This is a genomic window from Pseudomonas siliginis, from assembly GCF_019145195.1.
In the GTDB taxonomy this organism is placed as follows: Bacteria; Pseudomonadota; Gammaproteobacteria; order Pseudomonadales; family Pseudomonadaceae; genus Aquipseudomonas; species Aquipseudomonas siliginis.
In genome coordinates this window covers 649,045-668,563 of record NZ_JAHSTW010000001.1, presented here as the reverse complement: position 1 = coordinate 668,563, position 19,519 = coordinate 649,045, and the positions used below count along the sequence as shown (strand labels likewise).

The window sequence follows — 19,519 nt, the reverse complement described above, 5'->3', positions numbered from 1 at the left end:
CATGGAGCAATTGTTGGCCTCCTTGGGAGGGAGCAGTGGGGTAATTGAGAACGATTTATACATTTCCGCTTATGAACTGCTAGGTTGTGCCTTAGTCGAGAAAAATCCGCTCGACGTTATCAAAGAATTCTTAGCCGTTAATGAAGCGTTGCTCGGCGAAAATCCCGAGCAACTCTATTATTTTGTAGAGTCGATAATTGATCACTCTATTGTCCGGGGGGCGAGCCCTGAATCGCTGATTGCGATTGCGCCTTCAAGTTACAAGCCATTCTTACGCAAAAGATTTATACCGAGATAGTTCTCTGCGCATGAGTCAGACTTGTCGTAACGCTTATTGAACTGGTTGAAGTTGTTGTGGATGATTGTGGGCAGTTCCCTTTTAAGTTGAGGGGCAAGGGGACTGTCCATTTTTCATTGCGGGTATCATTAAAGCGATTGTTAAAATTCGATTCGAGAGTGAATAAATGAGCCTCACCAAACTCGAACATCAAGAGCTGAGTCAGATAGTCGCGATGTTATCGAATCGTCTTGAGCTGAATAAAGATTTGCCCGAGATGGTTTTTCGAAACTCCGGGTTAGAGTTTTATTTTTTTGAAAGGCCTCTGTTGAGTAATGTTGATGTACTCTATGATTTGCTCTGTTCTAGCTTTAAAGTTTTTTCGACGCGCGCGTTTGCCCTGTTCAGTGCACCGCTGACTAGCACTTGTTATCTTTTTGATGGGGAGAATATTCAAGAAGGTGTTGAGAAATTAAGCGTGGGGTTTCGAGATTTTTTCAAGGGTACAGTAAATTATCCGGTTGTCATGGGTAATGTGAGTTTTTGATTGGCTATTGTTTGAAGGTGCTTGCGAAGAGTACGGTTTGCTGGCTTTCGATTCACGGCATGCTTCTAGTGAGTTTTCTGAGTGTTTAAGCTGCAACTTGATCAGCTCTGCAGAGTTTCAGAGTCTTAGAGGTTACGATAAAACCTTGGATGAAATAATTGCAGCTTTTCATGCCTATTTTGAAAAAATATAGATTGTGAATAGTTTTCCTTTCGTGAGGTGGAACAAATAAATCGCTCTTCGCGTTATAAATTTCATACGGATCCTCATACTCATACCTACCAGTACGGGCCGGGCAAGGGTGACAATGAACAACATACGAGGATCAACCATTGAGCAATGTTGAAGCACTGAATGGCTTTCTGCGTGAATACGTTCATGTGGAAAGTCTTCGCCTGGATTCCGAAGATGGACTTACCGGTTACAACCTGTTGATGACGCTGGCGAAGTCTTCGGATCCTGGAGCAGCGACTATCGCGGTCATATTTTTTAACGTGGGCGGTTTGAACGTGCGGGGATTTGGTGGTGGCTTGACACAGTTCATGGACCTTTGCGTGTCGCGGGTTGAAGGCGGACTGGATCGTATCCGGTATGAGCTGGTTGATGAGGAAGAAGAAAAAATAGCCTTCAACTTCCACTCCTTCAAAGTGCTCAGCGAGGACCGTGGCAGCGGCGAATAGGCTGCGAAAGCCAGGTTGCACAAGTCGATGCTGTTTCCAAAGAAACGCCCCGTCTGAAGCGGGGCGTTTTTTTGGGTTTAACCTGCGAAACCTTTAGCGAAACGCCGGCACCACATCCCTGATAAACAACTCCAACGACTTCTTCTTCTCCTCATGCGGCAAGCTGTTGTCACACCAGAAACTGAACTCATCCACCCCCAGTTCCTGGTAGTACTTGATCCGCGGAATGATCTCTTCCGGCGTGCCGATCATCGCCGTCTTGTGCAGGCTTTCCAGCTCAAACTCCGGACGTCCGGCAAACTTCTCTTCCGGGCTCGGCGCGAGGAAGCCGTTGACCGGTGTCTGCTTGTTACCGAACCACGCATCGAAGGTGCGATAGAAACGTGAGATGGCTTTCGCGCCGACCTTCCAGCCGTCCGGGTTATCAGCGGTGTGCACGTGGGTGTGGCGCAGCACCATCAGTTGTGGGCGCGGTACGTCTGGGTTGTTGTCCAGTGCAGTCTGGAATTTGTTCTTCAAGTCGAGGACTTCTTCGTCGCCTTTCATCAATGGCGTGACCATGACGTTGCAGCCGTTGGCGACGGCGAAGTTGTGCGAATCCGGGTCGCGGGCGGCGATCCACATGGGTGGGTTGGGCTTCTGGATCGGCTTCGGCACGCTGGTGGAGGTGGGGAATTTCCAGATGTCGCCGTCGTGGGCGTAGTCGCCTTGCCACAGGGCGCGGACTACCGGGACCATTTCGCGCAGGGCCTGACCACCGCTCGAGGCGGGCATGCCGCTGGCCATGCGGTCGAATTCAACTTGATAGGCGCCGCGCGCTAGACCGACTTCCATGCGGCCGTTGCTGATCACGTCGAGCAGGGCGCATTCGCCGGCGACGCGTAGCGGGTGCCAGAACGGCGCGATGATGGTGCCGGCGCCGAGGTGGATGGTCGTGGTTTTCGCTGCGAGGTAGGCCAGCAGCGGCATCGGGCTTGGGGAGATGGTGTATTCCATGGCGTGGTGTTCGCCGATCCATACAGTGCTGAAACCGCCAGCCTCGGCCATCAGGGTCAGTTCGGTCAGGTCTTCGAACAGTTGGCGGTGGCTGACGCTTTCGTCCCAGCGTTCCATGTGTACGAACAGGGAAAATTTCATGACGCTACCTCGAGTCTTTTGTAATTGGCCGGTCGTGTGCGGGCCTGTCGAACTGACGTGAACGCTGCGCGCTCGCGAGTCTTCTCACCATTCAAGCACGCCTTCGAGGACGGCTGTTCGGTTGATTGAATATTGGTATACCATAATACGGAATATCCGCAAAATATTTCTGACCGACACTTCGAACAAGGAAGGCGCAAGCAATGAACATAAAACAAAAACTGACTCTGGCGTTTGCGGTAATCGCCAGCCTGCCGGTGTTACTGGTGGCAGCGCTGATCATCCTCAATGTCCGCGAGGGCGCGCGCGACACCTTTACCGACAGCACCGGGCGCGAGGTGCGTCAGGTGGAAAACGCGATGCAGCTGTTTTTCGAGGGCATCAGCCAGAACGTTGCCTATCTGGCCGAGCATCCGCAACTGCAGAGCATCGACGCCAGCCTCAAACGCTACCTGAGCAGCGACGCCGCGCAAGTGCCGATGGGGCCGCAGGATCAACAGCTGTTCAAGCTGTTCAACGGTCTGGCCAAGGCGCACCCGGCTTACACCTATCTATCTGTCGGCACCGAACAGGGCGGTTACCTGTTCTGGCCGGGCGATGCGCAACTGGCCAACTACGATCCGCGTACCCGGCCTTGGTACAAAACCGCGATGGCCAATCCCGGCAAAACCCTGCGCACCGAGGCCTATTACTGGGCGGCGGATGACGTGGTGCTGGTGAGCACCGTGCGCAGTTTCAACAACCAGTTGGGCAGCAATGCCGGCGTGGTCAACATCGATGTGTCGCTCAAGCAGTTGACCGACCTGGTCAAGCAGATCCGCCTCGGCGAGAGCGGTTATCTGATGCTGATGGAAGCCAACAACACCGTGCTGGTCGACCCGAGCGATCCGGCGCACAACTTCAAGAAACTCAGCGATCTCGGCGACGGTTATCAGCAACTGGCCGAGGCGGGCAAAGGCCTGGTCGAGGTGCAACTGGCCGGCGAGGATTACATGGCGCTGGTCTGGCCGTCGCAGGCGCTGGGCTGGCGGTTTGTCGGCTTGGTCAAGGCGAGCGAAGTGATGGCCGGGGCGACGCGTTTGACCTGGCTGATCGGCGCTATCGCTGTGGTTTGCGCATTGTTGTTCGCGATGGCCGGCGCGTGGTCTGCCGGACTGATGGTCAAGCCGATTCGTGGTGTCGCCAGCGGACTCGAAGGCATTGCCCAGGGCGAGGGCGATCTGACTGCGCGACTGGAAGTACGTGGGCAGGATGAAACCGCGCAACTGGCGGGCTGGTTCAACCAGTTTCTCGAAGCGATTCGCACGTTGATTCAACGCATCGGCCAGGCAGCGGGGCAGATTCACAGCAGCTCTGGCAGCGCCACCGAAGTCTCGGCGGAAATGGCCGACGTCGCTTCGCGTCAGCGTGAGGCGGTGGACATGGTGTCTACGGCGTTTCACGAAATGGTCGCCACTTCCAACGAGGTCGCGCGTTCGTGCAGTCAGGCGGCCGATTCGGCAGACAACGGTCAGCGTCAGGCACACACCGGGCAGCAGCAGATCGATGCGGCGGTGAGCAACGTCGGGCGCTTGAGCCAGGAGATCGGCCACAGTGCCGAGTCGATGCAGCAACTGGAGCAGGACAGCAACGACATCCAGTCCATCCTCGGCACCATTCGTTCGATTGCCGAGCAGACCAATCTGCTCGCGCTCAACGCCGCCATCGAAGCCGCGCGCGCCGGTGAACAGGGCAGGGGCTTTGCCGTGGTCGCCGATGAAGTCCGCGCGCTGGCCAAACGCACCTCGGATTCCACCGGTGAGATTGACGCACTGCTGGGCAATCTGGCGCGGCGCACCCATCAGATGGGCAAGCAGATGCACGCCAGCCTTGAGGTGTCACAGGAAACCGTGGTGTCGATCAACGAGGCGCGGGCGAGTTTTGAATTGATTCGTGAGTCGGTCGACGTGATCCGCGACATGAACACCCAGATCGCCACGGCGGCGGAGGAACAGCATCAAGTGGCGGAGGACATCAATCGGCACATCAGCCAGATTCATGGTGATGCGCAGTTGGTGGCGAGCCTGGCGGATTCGACTCGCCAGGATGCGCAGAACCTGACGGCGTTGTCGCAGACGTTGAATCAGTTGGTGAGCCGGTTTAGGACCTGACACGGTAGCCCAGGCAACACCAAAACTTGTGGGAGCGAGCTTGCTCGCGAAGGCGTCGGGTCAGTCAAAAATGTAACAACTGACCCATCGCTTTCGCGAGCAGGCTCGCTCCCACATGGGATATCCGAGATCTGGTGAAATCACGCCACAACCGGCAACGCGCCCATCTTGCCGTGGCAATACACCAGCGGTCCGGCGACCTGCTCGGGGACGATCAGGTTCTTCACCGCGCCGACCATGATCGCGTGGTCGCCACCTTCGTATTCACGCCACAACTCGCACTCGATCACCGCCGTGGCATTGGCGAGGATCGGGTTGCCCAGTTCGCTCAACGTCCACTCGATGCCCTGCGCCTTGTCCTTGCCTTTGCGCGCGAAGGCATAGGCCTCGCTTTGCTGCACGCTGGACAACAGGTGAATCGCAAAGCGTTTGTTCTTGATCAGCACGGGATAGGAGTCGGAGCTGTAGTTGGGGCAGAACAGCACCAGCGCCGGGTCCATCGACAGTGAGCTGAACGCGCTGGCGGTCAGGCCGACGATCTGGCCGTCGTCGTCCAGCGTGGTGATGACGGTGACGCCGGACGGGAACGAGCCCATGACTTGTTTGTAAATGGCAGCATCGATCATTGGGTGGTCCTCGGGTGGTGTGACGCGGTTTCTATGATTTGTAGGTCTGATGGTATACCGTAATACATATCTTGCAAGAGCTTTTCTGGTGAACCGATAAACGTGCCACTGTCGTCGGAAACTCAATGTTTACGGGGCGTTCAGCTAGCCGGTCAGGGGTGGGATCAGCGAGGATAGCGGATCAGCCAGCGACAGAATCAGCGGATCAGGCTTGTGCAAAGTTTGGAATACCATAATATGGTCTGCATCTGAGGGGCGACCCAAGAGTCCTCCCGGTTTGGCTTCATACAAAGATAAAAACAGACAAACTCGAGTTCATGCATATGTCCCAGATGTCCCGGCAAGATCCGTTGATCGAGAATCATACGGTCGATTACGTCCCACTCGCGGAACGCCACGGGAAGGCCCGCGATCTGTTCACTCTTTGGTTCAGCACCAACATCGCGCCACTGCCCATCGTCACCGGCGCCATGGTGGTTCAGGTGTTCCATCTGAATCTGTTCTGGGGGCTGCTGGCGATTGCGCTGGGGCACATGATCGGCGGCGTGGTGATTGCGCTGGCCTCGGCCCAAGGCCCGCGCATGGGCATACCGCAAATGGTCCAGAGTCGCGGTCAGTTCGGCCGTTATGGCGCACTGCTGATCGTGTTCTTCGCGGCGCTCATCTACATCGGTTTCTTCATTTCCAACATCGTGCTGGCCGGTAAATCCATTGTCGGCATTGCGCCGTCAGTACCGGCGCCGCTGAGCATTCTGATCGGCGCGCTGGCTGCTACGGCGATCGGTGTGATCGGCTACAACTTCATCCACACCCTCAACCGCATCGGCACCTGGGTGATGGGCGGCGCGTTGCTCGCCGGCTTCATCTACATTTTCGCCCATGACTTGCCGGCGGACTTCCTGACGCGCGGCAGTTTCAATCTCTCCGGCTGGCTGGCGACGGTGTCGCTAGGGATCATCTGGCAGATCAGCTTCTCGCCGTACGTCTCCGACTATTCGCGTTATCTGCCAGCAAACATCGGTATCGCCAAACCCTTCTGGGCGACGTATCTGGGTGCGACGCTGGGCACGATTCTGTCGTTCAGTTTTGGCGCGGTGGCGGTACTGGCGACGCCGGAAGGCACTGAAGCGATGGCAGCGGTCAAGCAGTCCACTGGTTGGCTAGGGCCGATACTGATGGTGCTGTTTCTGCTCAACATCATCAGCCACAACGCGCTCAATCTGTATGGCGCGGTGTTGTCGATCATCACCTCGATTCAGACCTTCGCCAGCCAGTGGACGCCGAGCATCAAGGTGCGCGTGGTGCTGTCGAGCGTGATCCTGACGGGATGCTGTGTGGTCGCCCTCGGCGCTTCGGCAGATTTCATTTCCCAATTCATCGGACTGATTCTCGCGCTCTTGCTGGTGCTGGTGCCGTGGGCGTCGATCAACCTGATCGATTTCTATCTGATCAAGCGCGGCAACTACGACATCGCCTCGATCTTCCGCGCTGACGGCGGGATCTACGGGCGCTTCAACCTGCACGCGATCATTGCCTATTTCATCGGCATCATCGTGCAGCTGCCGTTTGCCAACACCTCGCTGTACGTGGGGCCGTACGCCAATCTGGTGGAAGGTGCCGACCTGTCCTGGCTGGTCGGTCTGGTGGTAACGGTGCCGCTGTATTACTGCCTCGCAACCCGTGGTCAGGCGCAGCAGAGCAGGGCGGCCAGACTCGGCTATACCGACTGATCGAAACGGCAACACAGCAATGCCCGGCCCAGCGCCGGGCATTTTTGTTTGCGTATCACGGCGGTCAAGCAAATTGGCCATATCGATCCCCTTTTGGCCCGCCGCCTACTGTCATCGCGCTACGCTGTCAGCAAGAATCGAAACCATAACAACAGGCTCGACCTTTTTTACCCTTGGCTATCGTTACAGCCACTGCCGTGTACAGAACATAAAAACCATCGATCTCACGTCGCATTCGGGGAAACAACCATGGTCACGATCAAACGCATTCTGGGCGCCACCGTGTGTGGCCTGACGCTGCTGGCCAGCGCCGTCCAGGCCGAGCAGCGCGAACTGCGGGTGTACAACTGGGCGGATTACATTCTGCCGTCAGTGCCCAAGGACTTCGCCGAGCAAAGCAAGATCAAAGTGACCTGGGATACCTTCGACACCAACGAATCACTGGAAGCCAAACTGCTCACCGGCAACTCCGGTTACGACTTGGTGGTGCCGTCCAATCAGTTCATCGAAACCCAGATCAAGGCCGGCGTGTTCCAGAAACTCGACAAGTCGAAATTGCCGAACTGGCAGCACCAGGATCCGGCCCTGCTCAAATTGCTCGACGCCAACGACCCCGGCAACCAGTACGGCGTGCCGTACATGTACGGCACCGTGCTGATCGGCTTCAACCCGGCCAAGGTCAAGGCCGCCCTGGGCGAAAATGCGCCGGTGGACAGTTGGGATCTGGTGTTCAAGCCCGAGAACATGGAAAAGCTCAAGGCCTGTGGCGTGGCGATGCTCGATTCGCCGTCGGAGATCCTGCCGCTGGCCCTGCATTACCTCGGCCTCGACCCGAACAGCCAGAACCCGGCGGACTATGAAAAGGCCAAGGCCTTGATGATGAAGATTCGCCCTTACGTGACCTACTTCAACTCGGCCAAGTACATGACCGACATCGCCAACGGCGACATCTGCGTGGCGATCGGTTATTCCGGCAGCTTCTACCAGTTCGGCAATCGCGCCAAAGAGGCGGGCAATGGCGTGGTGGTCGACTGGCGTTTGCCGAAGGAGGGCGCGCCAATCTGGTTCGACACCTTCGCCATTCCGAATAGCGCGAAGAACGTCGCCGAGGCCCACGAATTCCTCAACCACTTGCTCGACCCGAAAGTGATCGCACCGATCAGCGATTTCCTCGGTTACCCGAATGCCAACAAGGACTCGATGCCGCTGGTCAACAAGGACATCACCGACAACCCCAATCTGACCCCGACCAGCGAAGCGCTGAAAACCCTGTATGTGGTGCAACCGTTGCCGCAGAAAATGGAACGGGTGCGCACGCGCGTGTGGACAAGTATCAAATCCGATAAATAAGAGCACCGCACTTCAAATGTGGGAGCGAGGCTGCTCGCGAAAGCGGTGTGTCATTCAACTCCTATGTTGAATGAGCCGGCGTATTCGCGAGCAGGCTCGCTCCCACAGGTGGGGGTGGGTTGTGTCATTCGGTGCGGCGTTCTGCCTCGCGGCTGGTCGCCAGACTCAACAGCACCGACCCCAGAATCACCGAGCCGACGATTGCCAGCGACCATTCCACCGGCATGTGGAACCACGGCATCAGCACCATCTTGCCGCCGATGAACACCAGCACGATCGCCAGCCCGTATTTGAGCAGGTGAAAGCGATCAGCCATGTCCGCCAGCAGGAAGTACAGCGCGCGCAGGCCCATGATCGCGAAGATGTTCGAGGTGAAGACAATGAACGGGTCGGTGGTGACGGCGAAGATCGCCGGGATGCTGTCGACCGCGAACATCAGGTCGCTGGCCTCGATCAGCACCAGCACCAGGAACATCGGTGTTGCCCATCGCACGCCGTTCTGCAGGATAAAAAACTTCTCGCCATGAAAGCCACTGGTGATGCGCACATGCCCGCGAACCCAGCGCAATATCGGATTCTTTTCCAGATCCGGTTGATGATCAGCGAACACCAGCATCTTGATCCCGGTGATGATCAGGAACACACCGAAGGCATACAGCAGCCATTCGAACTGCGACACCAGCCACACCCCGGCAAAAATCATGATCGCGCGCATGACAATCGCGCCGAGCACGCCGTACAGCAGCACCCGCCGCTGCAATTCCGGCGGCACGGCGAAGTAGCTGAAGATCATCACGAAGATGAACATGTTGTCGATCGACAGCGACTGCTCGATCAGGTAACCGGTGAGAAATTCCAGGGTTTTCTGTCGGGCGATTTCACTGCCGAATTCGCCGTGCAGATACCACCAGAGCAGCCCGGAGAAGCTCAGCGCGAGCAGGCACCAGGCAATCACCCAGGCCGACGCTTCCCGCACCGACACCCGGTGCGCCTTGCGCCCGCCGAAGACAAACAAGTCCAGGGCCAGCATGGCCAGAACGAAGATGATGAAGGCACCCCACATCCAGGGTTCGCCGATGTTGATGTTCGTGGCAGGCATGGCACGCTCCCTGTCTTTTTATTTGCAGCAAGCGCATCCCCTGTGGGAGCGAGCCTGCTCGCGAATGCGATGGAACAGTGAAGTTGAGGTTGCTGACCCACCGCGTTCGCGAGCAGGCTCGCTCCCACAGGCATCACTGCACCCTCTCGATCAACGTCTGACGGGGCCATGCTAGCGACGGATCTGGAGCAAAGAAAAATCGTTTATTTCTGACTGACAGTTCGGCAAAAACGAAGTGTCAGCGGAAAAACTCCCCCGGCGTCTCGCCAAACTGCTGACGAAACGCGGCGATAAACGCCGAGGTCGAGTCGTATCCACAAGCCAGTGCAACGTCGGTCACACGCTCACCTTTCTCCAGCGGCGTTAGAGCTCCGAGCAAGCGCAGGCGCTGGCGCCAGGCGCGGAAGGTCAGGCCGGTGTCGCGCAAAAACAGCCGTGTCAGAGTCTTTTCGGTGACACCGAATTTTTCGCTCCAGTGGCTCAGGGTGGTCTGCTGCTCCGGGTGTTGCTCCAGGCTCTGATAGATCTGCTTCAAGCGCGGGTCTTGCGGCAGCGGCAGCATCAAGTCGATGGTCGGCGCGTCGGCCAATTGATCAAGGATCACCTGGGCCAAGCGTCCGTCAGGGCCGCTTTCGTTGTATTCCACCGGGACCTGACTGAAAGCGCGGATCAACTCCCTGAGCAGATCGCTGACGCCGAGCACATGGCAATGTTCAGCCGCCCAACCAGTGACGCTGCTATCGATGTACAGGCTGCGCATTTCCGTATGCGGTGCGCTGAATACCCGGTGCGGCACGCCCGCTGGAATCCACACCGCACGTTCCGGCGGCGCGACAAAACGGCCGGCGCTGGTCTGCACTTCGAGTACGCCTTGAATCGCATAGGACAACTGCACCCACGGATGGCTATGACGGCGGGTGAGGGCGCGGTTGGGCAGCGATTCAGTGCGTCCATACACGGGACGCGGCAGGCTGTGCAGCCCGGGAACACTGCGGCGAACGCTTTTGCTATGTCCTTTAGGCGGCATCTTGCGGCTCTTCGGCGTTAGTCGGTAATTGCCAGTCACGTTAGAGTCGTCGGCACGCACTGGCAACCCCCGGATGAATCTCATGACGCGCCCACGTTTTCTGCCCGATAACTTCACGCTGACCTTGATCGGCGTCGTCTTGCTGGCCAGCTTCCTTCCCGCCAGCGGTCAAGTCGCCGTCGGCTTTGGCTGGCTGACCAACATCGCCATCGCCCTGCTGTTTTTCCTGCATGGCGCCAAGCTGTCGCGCGAATCGATCATCGCCGGCGCTGGCCACTGGCGTCTGCATCTGCTGGTGTTCGGCCTGACCTTCGTGCTCTTCCCGATTCTCGGTCTGGCGCTGAAACCGCTGTTGTCACCGCTGATCGGTGATCAGCTGTACATGGGCATGCTCTATCTGTGCGCATTACCGGCCACCGTGCAGTCGGCGATCGCGTTCACTTCGCTGGCGCGAGGCAATATTCCGGCGGCGATCTGCAGTGCGGCGGCTTCCAGTCTGTTCGGGATTTTTCTGACGCCGCTGCTGGTAACGCTGCTGCTCAACGTTCACGGTGACGGCGGTTCGACTCTCGATGCGATCGTGAAGATCAGCGTGCAATTGCTGCTGCCGTTCATTGCCGGGCAGATCGCCCGCCGCTGGATCGGCGCGTGGGTAGGGCGCAACAAGAACTGGCTGAAATTCGTTGATCAGGGCTCGATTCTGCTGGTGGTGTACGGCGCATTCAGCGAGGCGGTCAACGAAGGCATCTGGCAGCAGATTCCGTTGTTCGAGTTGCTCGGCTTGGTGGTGGTCTGCTGCATTCTGCTGACGTTGGTTCTGGTGGCATCAATTCTGTTGAGCAAAGCGTTCGGCTTCAATCAGGAAGACCGCATCACCATCCTGTTCTGCGGCTCGAAAAAGAGCCTGGCCACCGGCGTGCCGATGGCGCAGGTACTCTTTGCCGGTAGCACCATCGGCGTGCTGATTCTGCCGCTGATGCTGTTCCATCAGATTCAACTGATGGTCTGCGCGGTATTGGCGCAGCGCTATGCCAAGCGGCCAGAGTCGGTGCCGGATCTGATGGCGCAGGTGGACCCGTAAAACGCTTCACAGACCCGAATACTTGACCGCCGCTGCCGCCCGCGTCGGCACGTCCAGCGTGCGCAACAACGAAGACACGTGGATCCTCACCGTGAACGGCGAAATATCCAGTTCACGGGCGATTTCCTTGTTGGTCTTGCCTTGCGCAATCAACCGCAGCACGTCCTGCTGACGCGGCGTCAGCGTCGTCGCGGTTTCCAGCGGCAACAAGCCGGACGGCGCCGACTTCACCAGCACCTCACCTTCACGGATCGCCAGAATCGCCTGGCCAATTTCATCCGGCGCAATGTTCTTGCCGATAAAACCGTCAATGCCCGCCGCCATGACTTCACTGATCAGCGTCTGATCGTCAACCATCGACACCACGATCAGCGTGGTGCGCGGCAATCGTCTTCGCAAGTCGGCGAGCTGGGTGATGCAGGTCAGCCCGGGAAAACGCAGATCGAGCATCAGCGTATCCGGCTCGTCGCCCTGTGGCAGCAGCTCGAGCACAGCGTCGAAGTCGCCGGCCTCGCAGATATTCGCTCCGGGCAGGACGCGCTGTACGGTGCGCAGCATCGCCTCGCGAAACAGTGGGTGATCGTCGGCTATGATGATCCGGCATGTCATGGCGTGACCCTCCCTGGGTCAGGCGTGATTCAAGGCCTGCACCTTAGCATCGGACGCGAAGGTTGCCTGTAGGCTGCTTCCGAAACTGACGATTGCTGCACAAGGACGTTTACCATGAAGTTCGAAAAAAATTCCGAACTCGACCAAGCCAACCTGCGCATCATCATCGCTGCCATTGCGGTGGTTTACATGGTCGTGCTGGGTTTTCTGCCGGGCCATCGCTTCGATACCTACCTGCCGGTCATCACTTACATTGTCTTGTTTCTGCTGGCTTCGATCGCGTTCCGCCAAGCCATTGCGCGTTGGCCCGGGCATTATCCGGCGCGGCGGATTTTTGCCATGGTCCACGATTACACCGGCACCTGTTTTGGACTGGTGATCGGCGGCGAAGCGGCGCTGCCGTTGTATGCGGTGATGGTCTGGGTCAATCTCGGCAACGGCATGCGCTACGGCTCGCGCTATCTGGCAATCGCCACCGGCCTTGCATTGGTGGCGCTGCTGGTGGTCTATCGCCTGACGCCGTATTGGCAGGCGCAGCCGTTCATGGTGCTGATGCTGCTGATCACCAGCACGGTGATTCCGTTTTATGCGCACTTGCTGCTCGAGCGTACGCGCAAGGCGTCGGAAGAAGCGGTGGCGGCTAACCTGGAAAAGTCGCGGTTTCTGGCGCAGGCCAGTCATGACTTGCGTCAGCCGATTCATTCCATCGGTCTGTTTACCGCGTGTCTGCGAGAGTCGCGCCTGGGCGATGACGAGCGGCGGCTGGTCGACAACATCGACCGCTCGCTGCTTAACGTTTCGCAATTGTTCCGCTCGATTCTCGACCTCTACACCCTCGATAACGGTCGGGTCGAAGCGAAAATGCAAACGCTGAATCTCGGTGAATGGCTTGCGGATCTGATACGCCAACACCAGGAAGCGGCCCGTTGGGCAGGCGTCGAACTGCGGCTGCGACCGTGCAACCACTGGGTCAGAACCGACCCGGCGCTGCTCGCGACCATGTTGCAGAACGTGCTCTCCAACTGCTTCAAATACGGCGCGCAGCGGCCGGTGCTGATTGGCGTGCGTAAACGTGGGGCAGGGCTGGCCATCGTCATCCATGACCGTGGCAACGGCATTGCCGAAGAGCATCTGCACAAGGTCTTCGAGGAGTTTTATCGCGTGCGGCAAGTGCGCGACAAAGATGTCGAGGGCGTCGGGCTGGGCCTGTCGATCATCAAGCGTCTTGGTGAACTGATCGATGTGCGCGTTGCTCTGCGTTCACAGTTGGGGCGCGGCACAGCTGTGACGCTTGCGGGGTTGCCGATCGTGGCCGCGCCGCAGTCACTGGTGGTTCGCAGTGAAGCGCGGCAGATGGGTTTGTTGACCGGACTGAAGGTGTGTCTGGTCGAGGATGATCGCAACGTGCTGCTGGCGACTTCAGCTTTGCTTGAGCGCTGGGGCTGCGTGGTGCAGGCCGAGTCGTCGGCTGAAGATCTGGTCACCGACTGCGACATCATCGTCGCCGACTATGACCTCGGCACCCACGCCACTGGCATCGAATGCATTGACGAAGTGCGCAGGCGGCGCGGTTGGGCAGTGCCGGCGATGATCATCACCGGGCATGACGTCGAGAAGATTCAGGTAGCCTTGCATGACCGGCAGATTGCGATTCTGTCGAAACCTGTGCGGCCGGCCGAGTTACGCGCGACGTTGCGCGCCCTGCGTGATCGACAAGGCGCAGCGGTTGAACAGATGCTGTAAAGGCCGATGTAAACGGGCGGCTCAGGAGCTCGCCCGTTATTTCGCGGCGATTATTGTGGGCTGTTGAACTGGTCGGAATAGCTGCCGGTCATCAGCGCCGATGCCACGCGATCAGAACCGACTCCGACCCGGGAGTAGGCCACTCGGTTGACGCCGGTGCGGTCGGCCCCATCCGCTGCCAATGCTCCGGCACCGACACGATCAGCACCATCGGCAGCCACCGCGCCTGCGCCGACACGATCAGCGCCATCGGCAGCCACCGCGCCGGCACCGACGCGATCAGCGCCATCGGCGGCCACCGCGCCTGCGCCGACACGATCAGCGCCATCGGCAGCCACCGCGCCGGCACCGACACGGTCAGCGCCATCGGCAGCCACTGCGCCCGCGCCGACACGATCGGCGCCGTCAGCAGCGACTGCGCCCGCGCCCACGCGATCAGCGCCATCGGCAGCCACTGCACCTGCGCCGACACGATCAGCGCCATCGGCAGCCACCGCGCCGGCACCGACACGATCGGCGCCATCGGCAGCCACCGCGCCCGCGCCGACGCGATCAGCACCATCGGCAGCCACCGCCCCAGCACCAACACGATCAGCCCCATCCGAAGCCAACGCCTGCGGTTGCGCCGCCAAGACATTCGGCACCACAACGCTGGCCGCTACCGCAAGAAGCACGCCTGACAACAACTTGTATTTCATGGTTTTCTCCACGACCCAGCAGCCAGAATGCGATGAGATGTCGTCCGTTGCGTATGCCCGGCGCAGTGACTCATTGGCTTGGGTTTTACCTGGTTGGCGAAAGGCACGGGCACACCGAGCGGCGTGCGGGTGTCGAGATAATTCTGATCGAGCCGATTGAGTATAGGATCGGCCTCGGGAACTGCCACGGCAGAAAGATCGACGGACAAAAAAAGACGAAGCCCGCATTGCGCGGGCTTCTTGGTGTGGAGCTGTTTACATTTTTGCCAGTGCCTGAGCCAGATCGGCGCGCAGGTCTTCAACGTCCTCAACCCCGACTGACAACCGCACTGATCAGAGCCTTCAGCCACGACGTAGTTGAGCAATTCGCCAATCAACCACAGGCGTTCGACTCACTGGCTCGGCTCAAGCTAATTGGTGAGCGCAGGCCGAAGGCCGGAAACGTTTGGGATTGAAGCCCGAAAGGGTGAAACGGGCCGGCTGTTTGGCCTGGCTCAACGCGCACCGCGAAAGTCCGGCCCGCAGGGAACGTCAGATGGCAGGATCGGCAGTAAGCCATCACTGATCGCATGCGACCATTGCAACGATGGCCTCAGCGACTTGAAGCACGAAGCTTGACACCTGTTTCCGGTCCCGCTGGCCGCTGAGATTAAACGCCTTCAATCCGGTGAGTGACCTTCCATTTTTCGGCAAAAGCTTTGCCTTGCTCGATTTGTTCGGGTGTCATTTTTTTAGAATATTCTTCTAATCTTTCCCGATCATAGTCTTTATCAGACTCATCATTATCTAAGCCTGCTAAAAGCAACGTAAGGCCATAAGCCTTCACCATATCAAATGGAAAGCCATAGTAATTTGGATTACTTGCATACTCTCGAGCAAGCAAACCGATGCCACTGCCGTCACCCGCCTTCGCAGACTCCTCTAGCCAATACCGGGAAACTGATAGGTCTCCGTTATCTTCATAAATGGAGGCTGCATAGGCAATCATTGCTTTTGGATAGCCATTTTCAGCCGCTCGCTTATACCATTTGTTGATTTCCTTGCGGCGCTGCCCAAACCACCAAAAAAATCCATCACCAGCTGAATAACTCTCGGCAAGCTGATATTGTGCGAATGGGTACCCTCCCTCTGCTGATTTAATCAGCATATTAAAGTCAGAATTGCCTACGTATAACAAATAGGCAGCTTCCATGTCACCGGAAGCAATTTTTTCTCGCGCAATCTTCTCAAATTCTGATTTCCACTCGCGCTGAGTTTTATCTCCCTTCGGGCAGTTCTCAACGATCGTGCATAATTTATCTCCATCATCAAGAGCCAGACGAAGTAGGGAGTTAAAATTTCCTTGATTAGCAGAATGTACTAGCCATTCGCGCGTATCTTCCACCCTGTGGTTTTTTGCATAACGAAGCTCATCCTGTAGATGAAACCACTCTCCTACAACATCCGACTTGGCTACCCAATCATTTAGTTCGCCTAGTTGTTGCAAATCATTTGAGGCAAATTTCTCCATTAAAGTTTTTCTGTACTCTTGATCCCATTCACCTCGGCTTTTTTCCCCTTTGGGACAAAATGAAGCAATAACACACAGCTTGACGTTGTGAGATAACTGATATAGGGAGAATAAATTGCCTTGATTGGCAGAAGCCACGAACCACTTTACAGATTCTATCGAGTCTAGCGCTTTACTAAGTTCCATTTGGCGAAGTTGTTGCGCCAAATAAAATTGTGCTTCTGCATCGCCAGCCTCAGCGGCAATGCGCAATTCACGCTCTGCATTTTTCTCTTGTTTATATAATGAAATGCCGCGTTCCTTGGCTGCCTGCTGCTCCTGTGAAAGCACTGCCGATGCGGTGACTGAGTTAAATAAAAAAAGTAAACTTAAAATCGATTTGATTAGATTTTTATAATGATACATTTTCTTCCCTGTGTAATTAACAAGCGAGCGCCGTATTCCATATGCTGTTTGACACCAAGATGCGAAATGAGGTGGGCGAATGTTGCGACACTTGTGTTGTCGAGTTTGCGCAGCAGCACGGAGCTCTTCATTCGGCAGACTTGATGCCATTTTCAAAAAGACTTGTATGACAATAAAAACGAAAGATCGAAAGGCCACAGGGGGGTTCCCCGTGTGGCGAGGGTATTTATCCCCGTTGGGCTGCGATGCAGCCCCCTTCAAAGAGTCACATTTTAGTCAAAGCCTGCGTCAAATCTTCCCGCAGATCCTCAACATCCTCAACCCCCACCGACAACCGCACCAGCCCATCGCCAATCCCCAGCTTCGCGCGAGTTTCCGGCGGGATGGTCGCGTGGGTCATGATCGCCGGATGTTCGATCAGGCTCTCCACACCGCCCAGACTTTCCGCCAGTGCAAAGATCCGCACGTTCTCTAGAAAGCGCCGTGCGCCGGCCAGATCGCTGTTCAGATCAACAGAAATCATCCCGCCAAAACCACGCATCTGCCGCTTGGCCAGTTCGTGCTGCGGGTGCGAGGTCAGGCCCGGATAGTAGACGCGCTTGACCTGCGGCTGCTGTTCCAGCCACTGCGCCAGGTCCAGGGCGTTGCTGCAATGGCGCTCCATGCGCAGCGCCAGGGTCTTCACCCCGCGCAAGGTCAGGAATGCATCGAACGGCCCGGAAATCGCGCCAACGGCGTTCTGCAGAAAACCGAGTTTTTCCGCCAGCTCGGCGTTCTGCCCGACCACGGCAATGCCACCGATCACGTCGGAGTGGCCGTTGAGGTATTTGGTGGTCGAGTGCAGGACGATGTCGAAACCCAGCTCCAGTGGGCGCTGGATGTACGGGCTGGCGAAGGTGTTGTCGGCCACGCAGATGATCCCGCGCGCGCGGCAGATGCGCGCGATCGCGGCCAGATCCGACAGGCTCAGCAGCGGGTTGGTCGGGGTTTCGACCATGACCATGCGCGTGTCGTCCTGCAGCGACGCTTCGAACGCCGACAGGTCGGCCAGGTCGACGAAGCTGAAACGGTGCCCGGCACTGCGCTGACGAACCTTGTCGAACAGGCGGAACGTGCCGCCGTACAAGTCATTGCCGGAAACGATGTTCGAGCCGGCGTCGAGCAGCTCCAACACCGTGGAAATCGCCGCCAGCCCCGAGGCGAAGGCGAACGCGCGGGTGCCGCCTTCGAGGTCGGCGACGCAGCGCTCCAGGGCGAAACGCGTCGGGTTGTGCGAGCGGCCGTAGTCGAAACCCTTGTGTACGCCGGGGCTGTCTTGCAGGTACGTGGAGTTGGCATAGATCGGCGGCATCAGCGCGCCGGTGGTCGGGTCCGGCTCTTGCCCGGCGTGGATCACCCGGGTGGCGAAGCCTTGGGATTTATCGTCGTGCTGACTCATGCAAGGGATCTCCGTAATTGGTTGAGCATGTCGGTGCGGGTGATCAGGCCATGGAAGCCGGAGGCGTCGGCGATGATCGCGACGAGGCCACGGCTGAGCACTGTTTCCAGCTCGGCCAGGGTCGCAGCCGGGGCGAGGGTTTGCAGTTTGTCGGTCATTACACTCGACACCGACTGGCTGAAGCGCGCGGCATCTTCGTGGACGCCGAGGAGGATGTCGGACTCGTCGATCACTCCCACCAGTTGCTTGCCTTCGACCAGCACCGGCAGTTGCGAAACGTCCGCCAGACGCATGCGCTGGAAGGCCGTGAGCAGGGTGTCGTCCGGGCCGACGCTGATCACCCGGCCGTCCTCGAAACGCCGTGCGATCAAATCGCGCAGATCGCCGTAGCCCTTGCGCTGCAACAGGCCCTGATCGGTCATCCACTGGTCGTTGTAGACCTTCGACAGGTACCGCGTGCCGGTGTCGCAGACGAAACTGACCACGCGTTTCGGCTCGGTCTGTTCGCGGCAATAACGCAGCGCGGCAGCGAACAGGGTGCCGGTCGATGAGCCGCCGAGAATGCCCTCGGCCTTGAGCAACTGGCGGGCATGATCGAAGCTTTCCGCATCGCTGATCGAGTAGGCGTGACGCACGCTGGACAGGTCAGTGATCGACGGAATGAAGTCTTCGCCGATGCCCTCGACGGCCCACGAACCGGGCGTCGGCAAGGTGCCGTCGCGGCTGTATTGCGCCATCACCGAGCCGACCGGATCGGCGAGGACCATTTCCAGATCCGGCTGCACGCGCTTGAAAAAACGACTCAACCCGGTCAGCGTGCCGGCCGATCCGACGCCGACGACGATGGCGTCCAGATCATGTTCGGTCTGCGCCCAGATTTCCGGCGCGGTGCTGCATTCATGGGCCAGAGGGTTGGCGGGATTGTTGAACTGGTCGGCGAAAAACGCCCCGGGAATGTCCTTGGCCAAGCGGGCGGCGACGTCCTGGTAATACTCGGGATGGCCCTTGCCGACATCGGAGCGGGTGATGTGCACTTCGGCGCCCATGGCCTTCAAGTGCAGGACCTTCTCGGTGGACATCTTGTCCGGCACCACCAGCACTACGCGATAGCCTTTGGCGCGGCCGACCAGCGCCAGACCCAGACCGGTATTGCCGGCGGTGGCCTCGACAATCGTGCCGCCCGGTTGCAGGCGACCGTCACGTTCCGCAGCGTCGATCATCGCCAGACCGATACGGTCCTTGATCGAGCCGCCGGGGTTCTGCGATTCAAGTTTGAGAAACAGCGTGCACGGTCCGGTATCGAAGCGGGTGACCTGCACCAGCGGAGTATTGCCTATCAGCCCAAGCACGGCAGGGCGTGATTCCTTCGACATTTCTTCACCTCTTTATGGTGTTGATCGCGTTCCAATCGC

The 19,519-nt window shown here is 58.0% G+C and carries 18 protein-coding genes and 1 pseudogene; 9 read left to right on the top strand and 10 right to left on the bottom strand.

The window, feature by feature from the left end; translation table 11 throughout:
- Window position 1: 1 nt before the first annotated feature.
- The 3 genes from KVG87_RS02830 (at window position 2) to KVG87_RS02820 (ending at window position 1,504) form a co-directional block, all read left to right on the top strand.
- A complete protein-coding gene (locus KVG87_RS02830) occupies window positions 2-298 on the top strand; it encodes a hypothetical protein (RefSeq protein ID WP_217849125.1) in 297 nt (98 codons plus the stop codon).
- A gap of 166 nt (window positions 299-464) precedes the next feature.
- A complete protein-coding gene (locus KVG87_RS02825) occupies window positions 465-824 on the top strand; it encodes a hypothetical protein (RefSeq protein WP_217849123.1) in 360 nt (119 codons plus the stop codon).
- Window positions 825-1,156: 332 nt separating this feature from the next.
- On the top strand, window positions 1,157-1,504 hold the full coding sequence (locus KVG87_RS02820) for a hypothetical protein (RefSeq protein WP_217849121.1): 348 nt from the start codon (window positions 1,157-1,159) through the stop codon (window positions 1,502-1,504).
- A gap of 93 nt (window positions 1,505-1,597) precedes the next feature.
- Here KVG87_RS02820 and KVG87_RS02815 read toward each other — a convergent pair whose 3' ends face one another.
- Window positions 1,598-2,641 carry an LLM class flavin-dependent oxidoreductase gene (locus tag KVG87_RS02815; RefSeq protein ID WP_217849118.1) on the bottom strand — a complete coding sequence of 348 codons (1,044 nt, stop codon included), beginning with the start codon at window positions 2,639-2,641 and terminating at the stop codon, window positions 1,598-1,600.
- A gap of 203 nt (window positions 2,642-2,844) precedes the next feature.
- Between KVG87_RS02815 and KVG87_RS26185 the strand changes: the two are divergent.
- Window positions 2,845-3,885 (top strand): annotated as a pseudogene (locus KVG87_RS26185) (cache domain-containing protein); the annotation flags it as partial.
- A gap of 138 nt (window positions 3,886-4,023) precedes the next feature.
- The gene (locus KVG87_RS26180; RefSeq protein WP_370593578.1) at window positions 4,024-4,791 is read left to right on the top strand and encodes a methyl-accepting chemotaxis protein; all 768 of its coding nucleotides are present in this window, start codon (window positions 4,024-4,026) and stop codon (window positions 4,789-4,791) included.
- A gap of 140 nt (window positions 4,792-4,931) precedes the next feature.
- Here the strand turns inward: KVG87_RS26180 and KVG87_RS02805 are convergent, their stop codons facing one another.
- The gene (locus KVG87_RS02805) at window positions 4,932-5,417 is read right to left on the bottom strand and encodes a flavin reductase family protein (RefSeq protein WP_016775037.1); all 486 of its coding nucleotides are present in this window, start codon (window positions 5,415-5,417) and stop codon (window positions 4,932-4,934) included.
- A 323-nt stretch (window positions 5,418-5,740) separates the two neighbouring features.
- On the opposite strand from KVG87_RS02805, the gene KVG87_RS02800 reads away from it, so the two are divergent.
- Window positions 5,741-7,147: a purine-cytosine permease family protein gene (locus KVG87_RS02800; protein ID WP_217849114.1), complete on the top strand. Its 1,407-nt coding sequence runs from the start codon at window positions 5,741-5,743 to the stop codon at window positions 7,145-7,147.
- A 249-nt stretch (window positions 7,148-7,396) separates the two neighbouring features.
- The gene (locus tag KVG87_RS02795; protein ID WP_217849111.1) at window positions 7,397-8,497 is read left to right on the top strand and encodes a polyamine ABC transporter substrate-binding protein; all 1,101 of its coding nucleotides are present in this window, start codon (window positions 7,397-7,399) and stop codon (window positions 8,495-8,497) included.
- 124 nt (window positions 8,498-8,621) lie between these two features.
- On the opposite strand, the gene KVG87_RS02790 is transcribed toward KVG87_RS02795, so the two are convergent.
- Window positions 8,622-9,596 carry a TerC family protein gene (locus KVG87_RS02790; protein ID WP_217849109.1) on the bottom strand — a complete coding sequence of 325 codons (975 nt, stop codon included), beginning with the start codon at window positions 9,594-9,596 and terminating at the stop codon, window positions 8,622-8,624.
- A gap of 238 nt (window positions 9,597-9,834) precedes the next feature.
- Complete coding sequence (locus KVG87_RS02785) at window positions 9,835-10,623, bottom strand: AraC family transcriptional regulator (RefSeq protein ID WP_217849392.1); 789 nt, start codon at window positions 10,621-10,623, stop codon at window positions 9,835-9,837.
- Between the two features lie 82 nt (window positions 10,624-10,705).
- Here KVG87_RS02785 and KVG87_RS02780 point away from each other — a divergent pair, with 82 nt between their 5' ends.
- Window positions 10,706-11,704 (top strand): bile acid:sodium symporter family protein, encoded by a 999-nt coding sequence (locus KVG87_RS02780; RefSeq protein ID WP_041480047.1) that lies wholly within the window; start codon window positions 10,706-10,708, stop codon window positions 11,702-11,704.
- 6 nt (window positions 11,705-11,710) lie between these two features.
- On the opposite strand, the gene KVG87_RS02775 is transcribed toward KVG87_RS02780, so the two are convergent.
- Window positions 11,711-12,313, bottom strand: coding sequence for a LuxR C-terminal-related transcriptional regulator (locus tag KVG87_RS02775; RefSeq protein ID WP_217849107.1), 603 nt, complete (start codon window positions 12,311-12,313; stop codon window positions 11,711-11,713).
- Window positions 12,314-12,427: 114 nt separating this feature from the next.
- Here KVG87_RS02775 and KVG87_RS02770 point away from each other — a divergent pair, with 114 nt between their 5' ends.
- On the top strand, window positions 12,428-14,056 hold the full coding sequence (locus tag KVG87_RS02770) for an ATP-binding response regulator (protein WP_217849105.1): 1,629 nt from the start codon (window positions 12,428-12,430) through the stop codon (window positions 14,054-14,056).
- Window positions 14,057-14,106: 50 nt separating this feature from the next.
- On the opposite strand, the gene KVG87_RS02765 is transcribed toward KVG87_RS02770, so the two are convergent.
- The 5 genes from KVG87_RS02765 to KVG87_RS02745 all read right to left on the bottom strand — a co-directional run bounded on the left by KVG87_RS02765 (window position 14,107) and on the right by KVG87_RS02745 (window position 19,480).
- Complete coding sequence (locus KVG87_RS02765) at window positions 14,107-14,754, bottom strand: hypothetical protein (RefSeq protein ID WP_217849103.1); 648 nt, start codon at window positions 14,752-14,754, stop codon at window positions 14,107-14,109.
- Window positions 14,751-15,119 (bottom strand): hypothetical protein, encoded by a 369-nt coding sequence (locus tag KVG87_RS26090; RefSeq protein WP_367616643.1) that lies wholly within the window; start codon window positions 15,117-15,119, stop codon window positions 14,751-14,753. The genes KVG87_RS02765 and KVG87_RS26090 overlap by 4 nt, the downstream gene beginning before the upstream one ends.
- A 284-nt stretch (window positions 15,120-15,403) precedes the next feature.
- Window positions 15,404-16,669: a tetratricopeptide repeat protein gene (locus KVG87_RS02755; protein ID WP_217849101.1), complete on the bottom strand. Its 1,266-nt coding sequence runs from the start codon at window positions 16,667-16,669 to the stop codon at window positions 15,404-15,406.
- Between the two features lie 265 nt (window positions 16,670-16,934).
- Window positions 16,935-18,107, bottom strand: coding sequence for a cystathionine gamma-synthase (locus tag KVG87_RS02750; RefSeq protein ID WP_217849099.1), 1,173 nt, complete (start codon window positions 18,105-18,107; stop codon window positions 16,935-16,937).
- Entirely contained in the window at window positions 18,104-19,480 is a 1,377-nt protein-coding gene (locus KVG87_RS02745; RefSeq protein WP_217849097.1) for a pyridoxal-phosphate dependent enzyme, read from the bottom strand. The genes KVG87_RS02750 and KVG87_RS02745 overlap by 4 nt, the downstream gene beginning before the upstream one ends.
- Window positions 19,481-19,519: the final 39 nt, after the last annotated feature.

Coding starts and splice junctions, on each gene's coding strand:
- KVG87_RS02830 (WP_217849125.1), top strand. CDS start 2: ATGGAGCAATTGTTGGCCTCCTTGGGAGGGAGCAGTGGGGTAATTGAG.
- KVG87_RS02825 (WP_217849123.1), top strand. CDS start 465: ATGAGCCTCACCAAACTCGAACATCAAGAGCTGAGTCAGATAGTCGCG.
- KVG87_RS02815 (WP_217849118.1), bottom strand. CDS start 2,641: ATGAAATTTTCCCTGTTCGTACACATGGAACGCTGGGACGAAAGCGTC.
- KVG87_RS26180 (WP_370593578.1), top strand. CDS start 4,024: ATGGCCGACGTCGCTTCGCGTCAGCGTGAGGCGGTGGACATGGTGTCT.
- KVG87_RS02805 (WP_016775037.1), bottom strand. CDS start 5,417: ATGATCGATGCTGCCATTTACAAACAAGTCATGGGCTCGTTCCCGTCC.
- KVG87_RS02800 (WP_217849114.1), top strand. CDS start 5,741: ATGTCCCAGATGTCCCGGCAAGATCCGTTGATCGAGAATCATACGGTC.
- KVG87_RS02795 (WP_217849111.1), top strand. CDS start 7,397: ATGGTCACGATCAAACGCATTCTGGGCGCCACCGTGTGTGGCCTGACG.
- KVG87_RS02790 (WP_217849109.1), bottom strand. CDS start 9,596: ATGCCTGCCACGAACATCAACATCGGCGAACCCTGGATGTGGGGTGCC.
- KVG87_RS02785 (WP_217849392.1), bottom strand. CDS start 10,623: ATGCCGCCTAAAGGACATAGCAAAAGCGTTCGCCGCAGTGTTCCCGGG.
- KVG87_RS02780 (WP_041480047.1), top strand. CDS start 10,706: ATGACGCGCCCACGTTTTCTGCCCGATAACTTCACGCTGACCTTGATC.
- KVG87_RS02775 (WP_217849107.1), bottom strand. CDS start 12,313: ATGACATGCCGGATCATCATAGCCGACGATCACCCACTGTTTCGCGAG.
- KVG87_RS02770 (WP_217849105.1), top strand. CDS start 12,428: ATGAAGTTCGAAAAAAATTCCGAACTCGACCAAGCCAACCTGCGCATC.
- KVG87_RS02765 (WP_217849103.1), bottom strand. CDS start 14,754: ATGAAATACAAGTTGTTGTCAGGCGTGCTTCTTGCGGTAGCGGCCAGC.
- KVG87_RS02755 (WP_217849101.1), bottom strand. CDS start 16,669: ATGTATCATTATAAAAATCTAATCAAATCGATTTTAAGTTTACTTTTT.
- KVG87_RS02750 (WP_217849099.1), bottom strand. CDS start 18,107: ATGAGTCAGCACGACGATAAATCCCAAGGCTTCGCCACCCGGGTGATC.
- KVG87_RS02745 (WP_217849097.1), bottom strand. CDS start 19,480: ATGTCGAAGGAATCACGCCCTGCCGTGCTTGGGCTGATAGGCAATACT.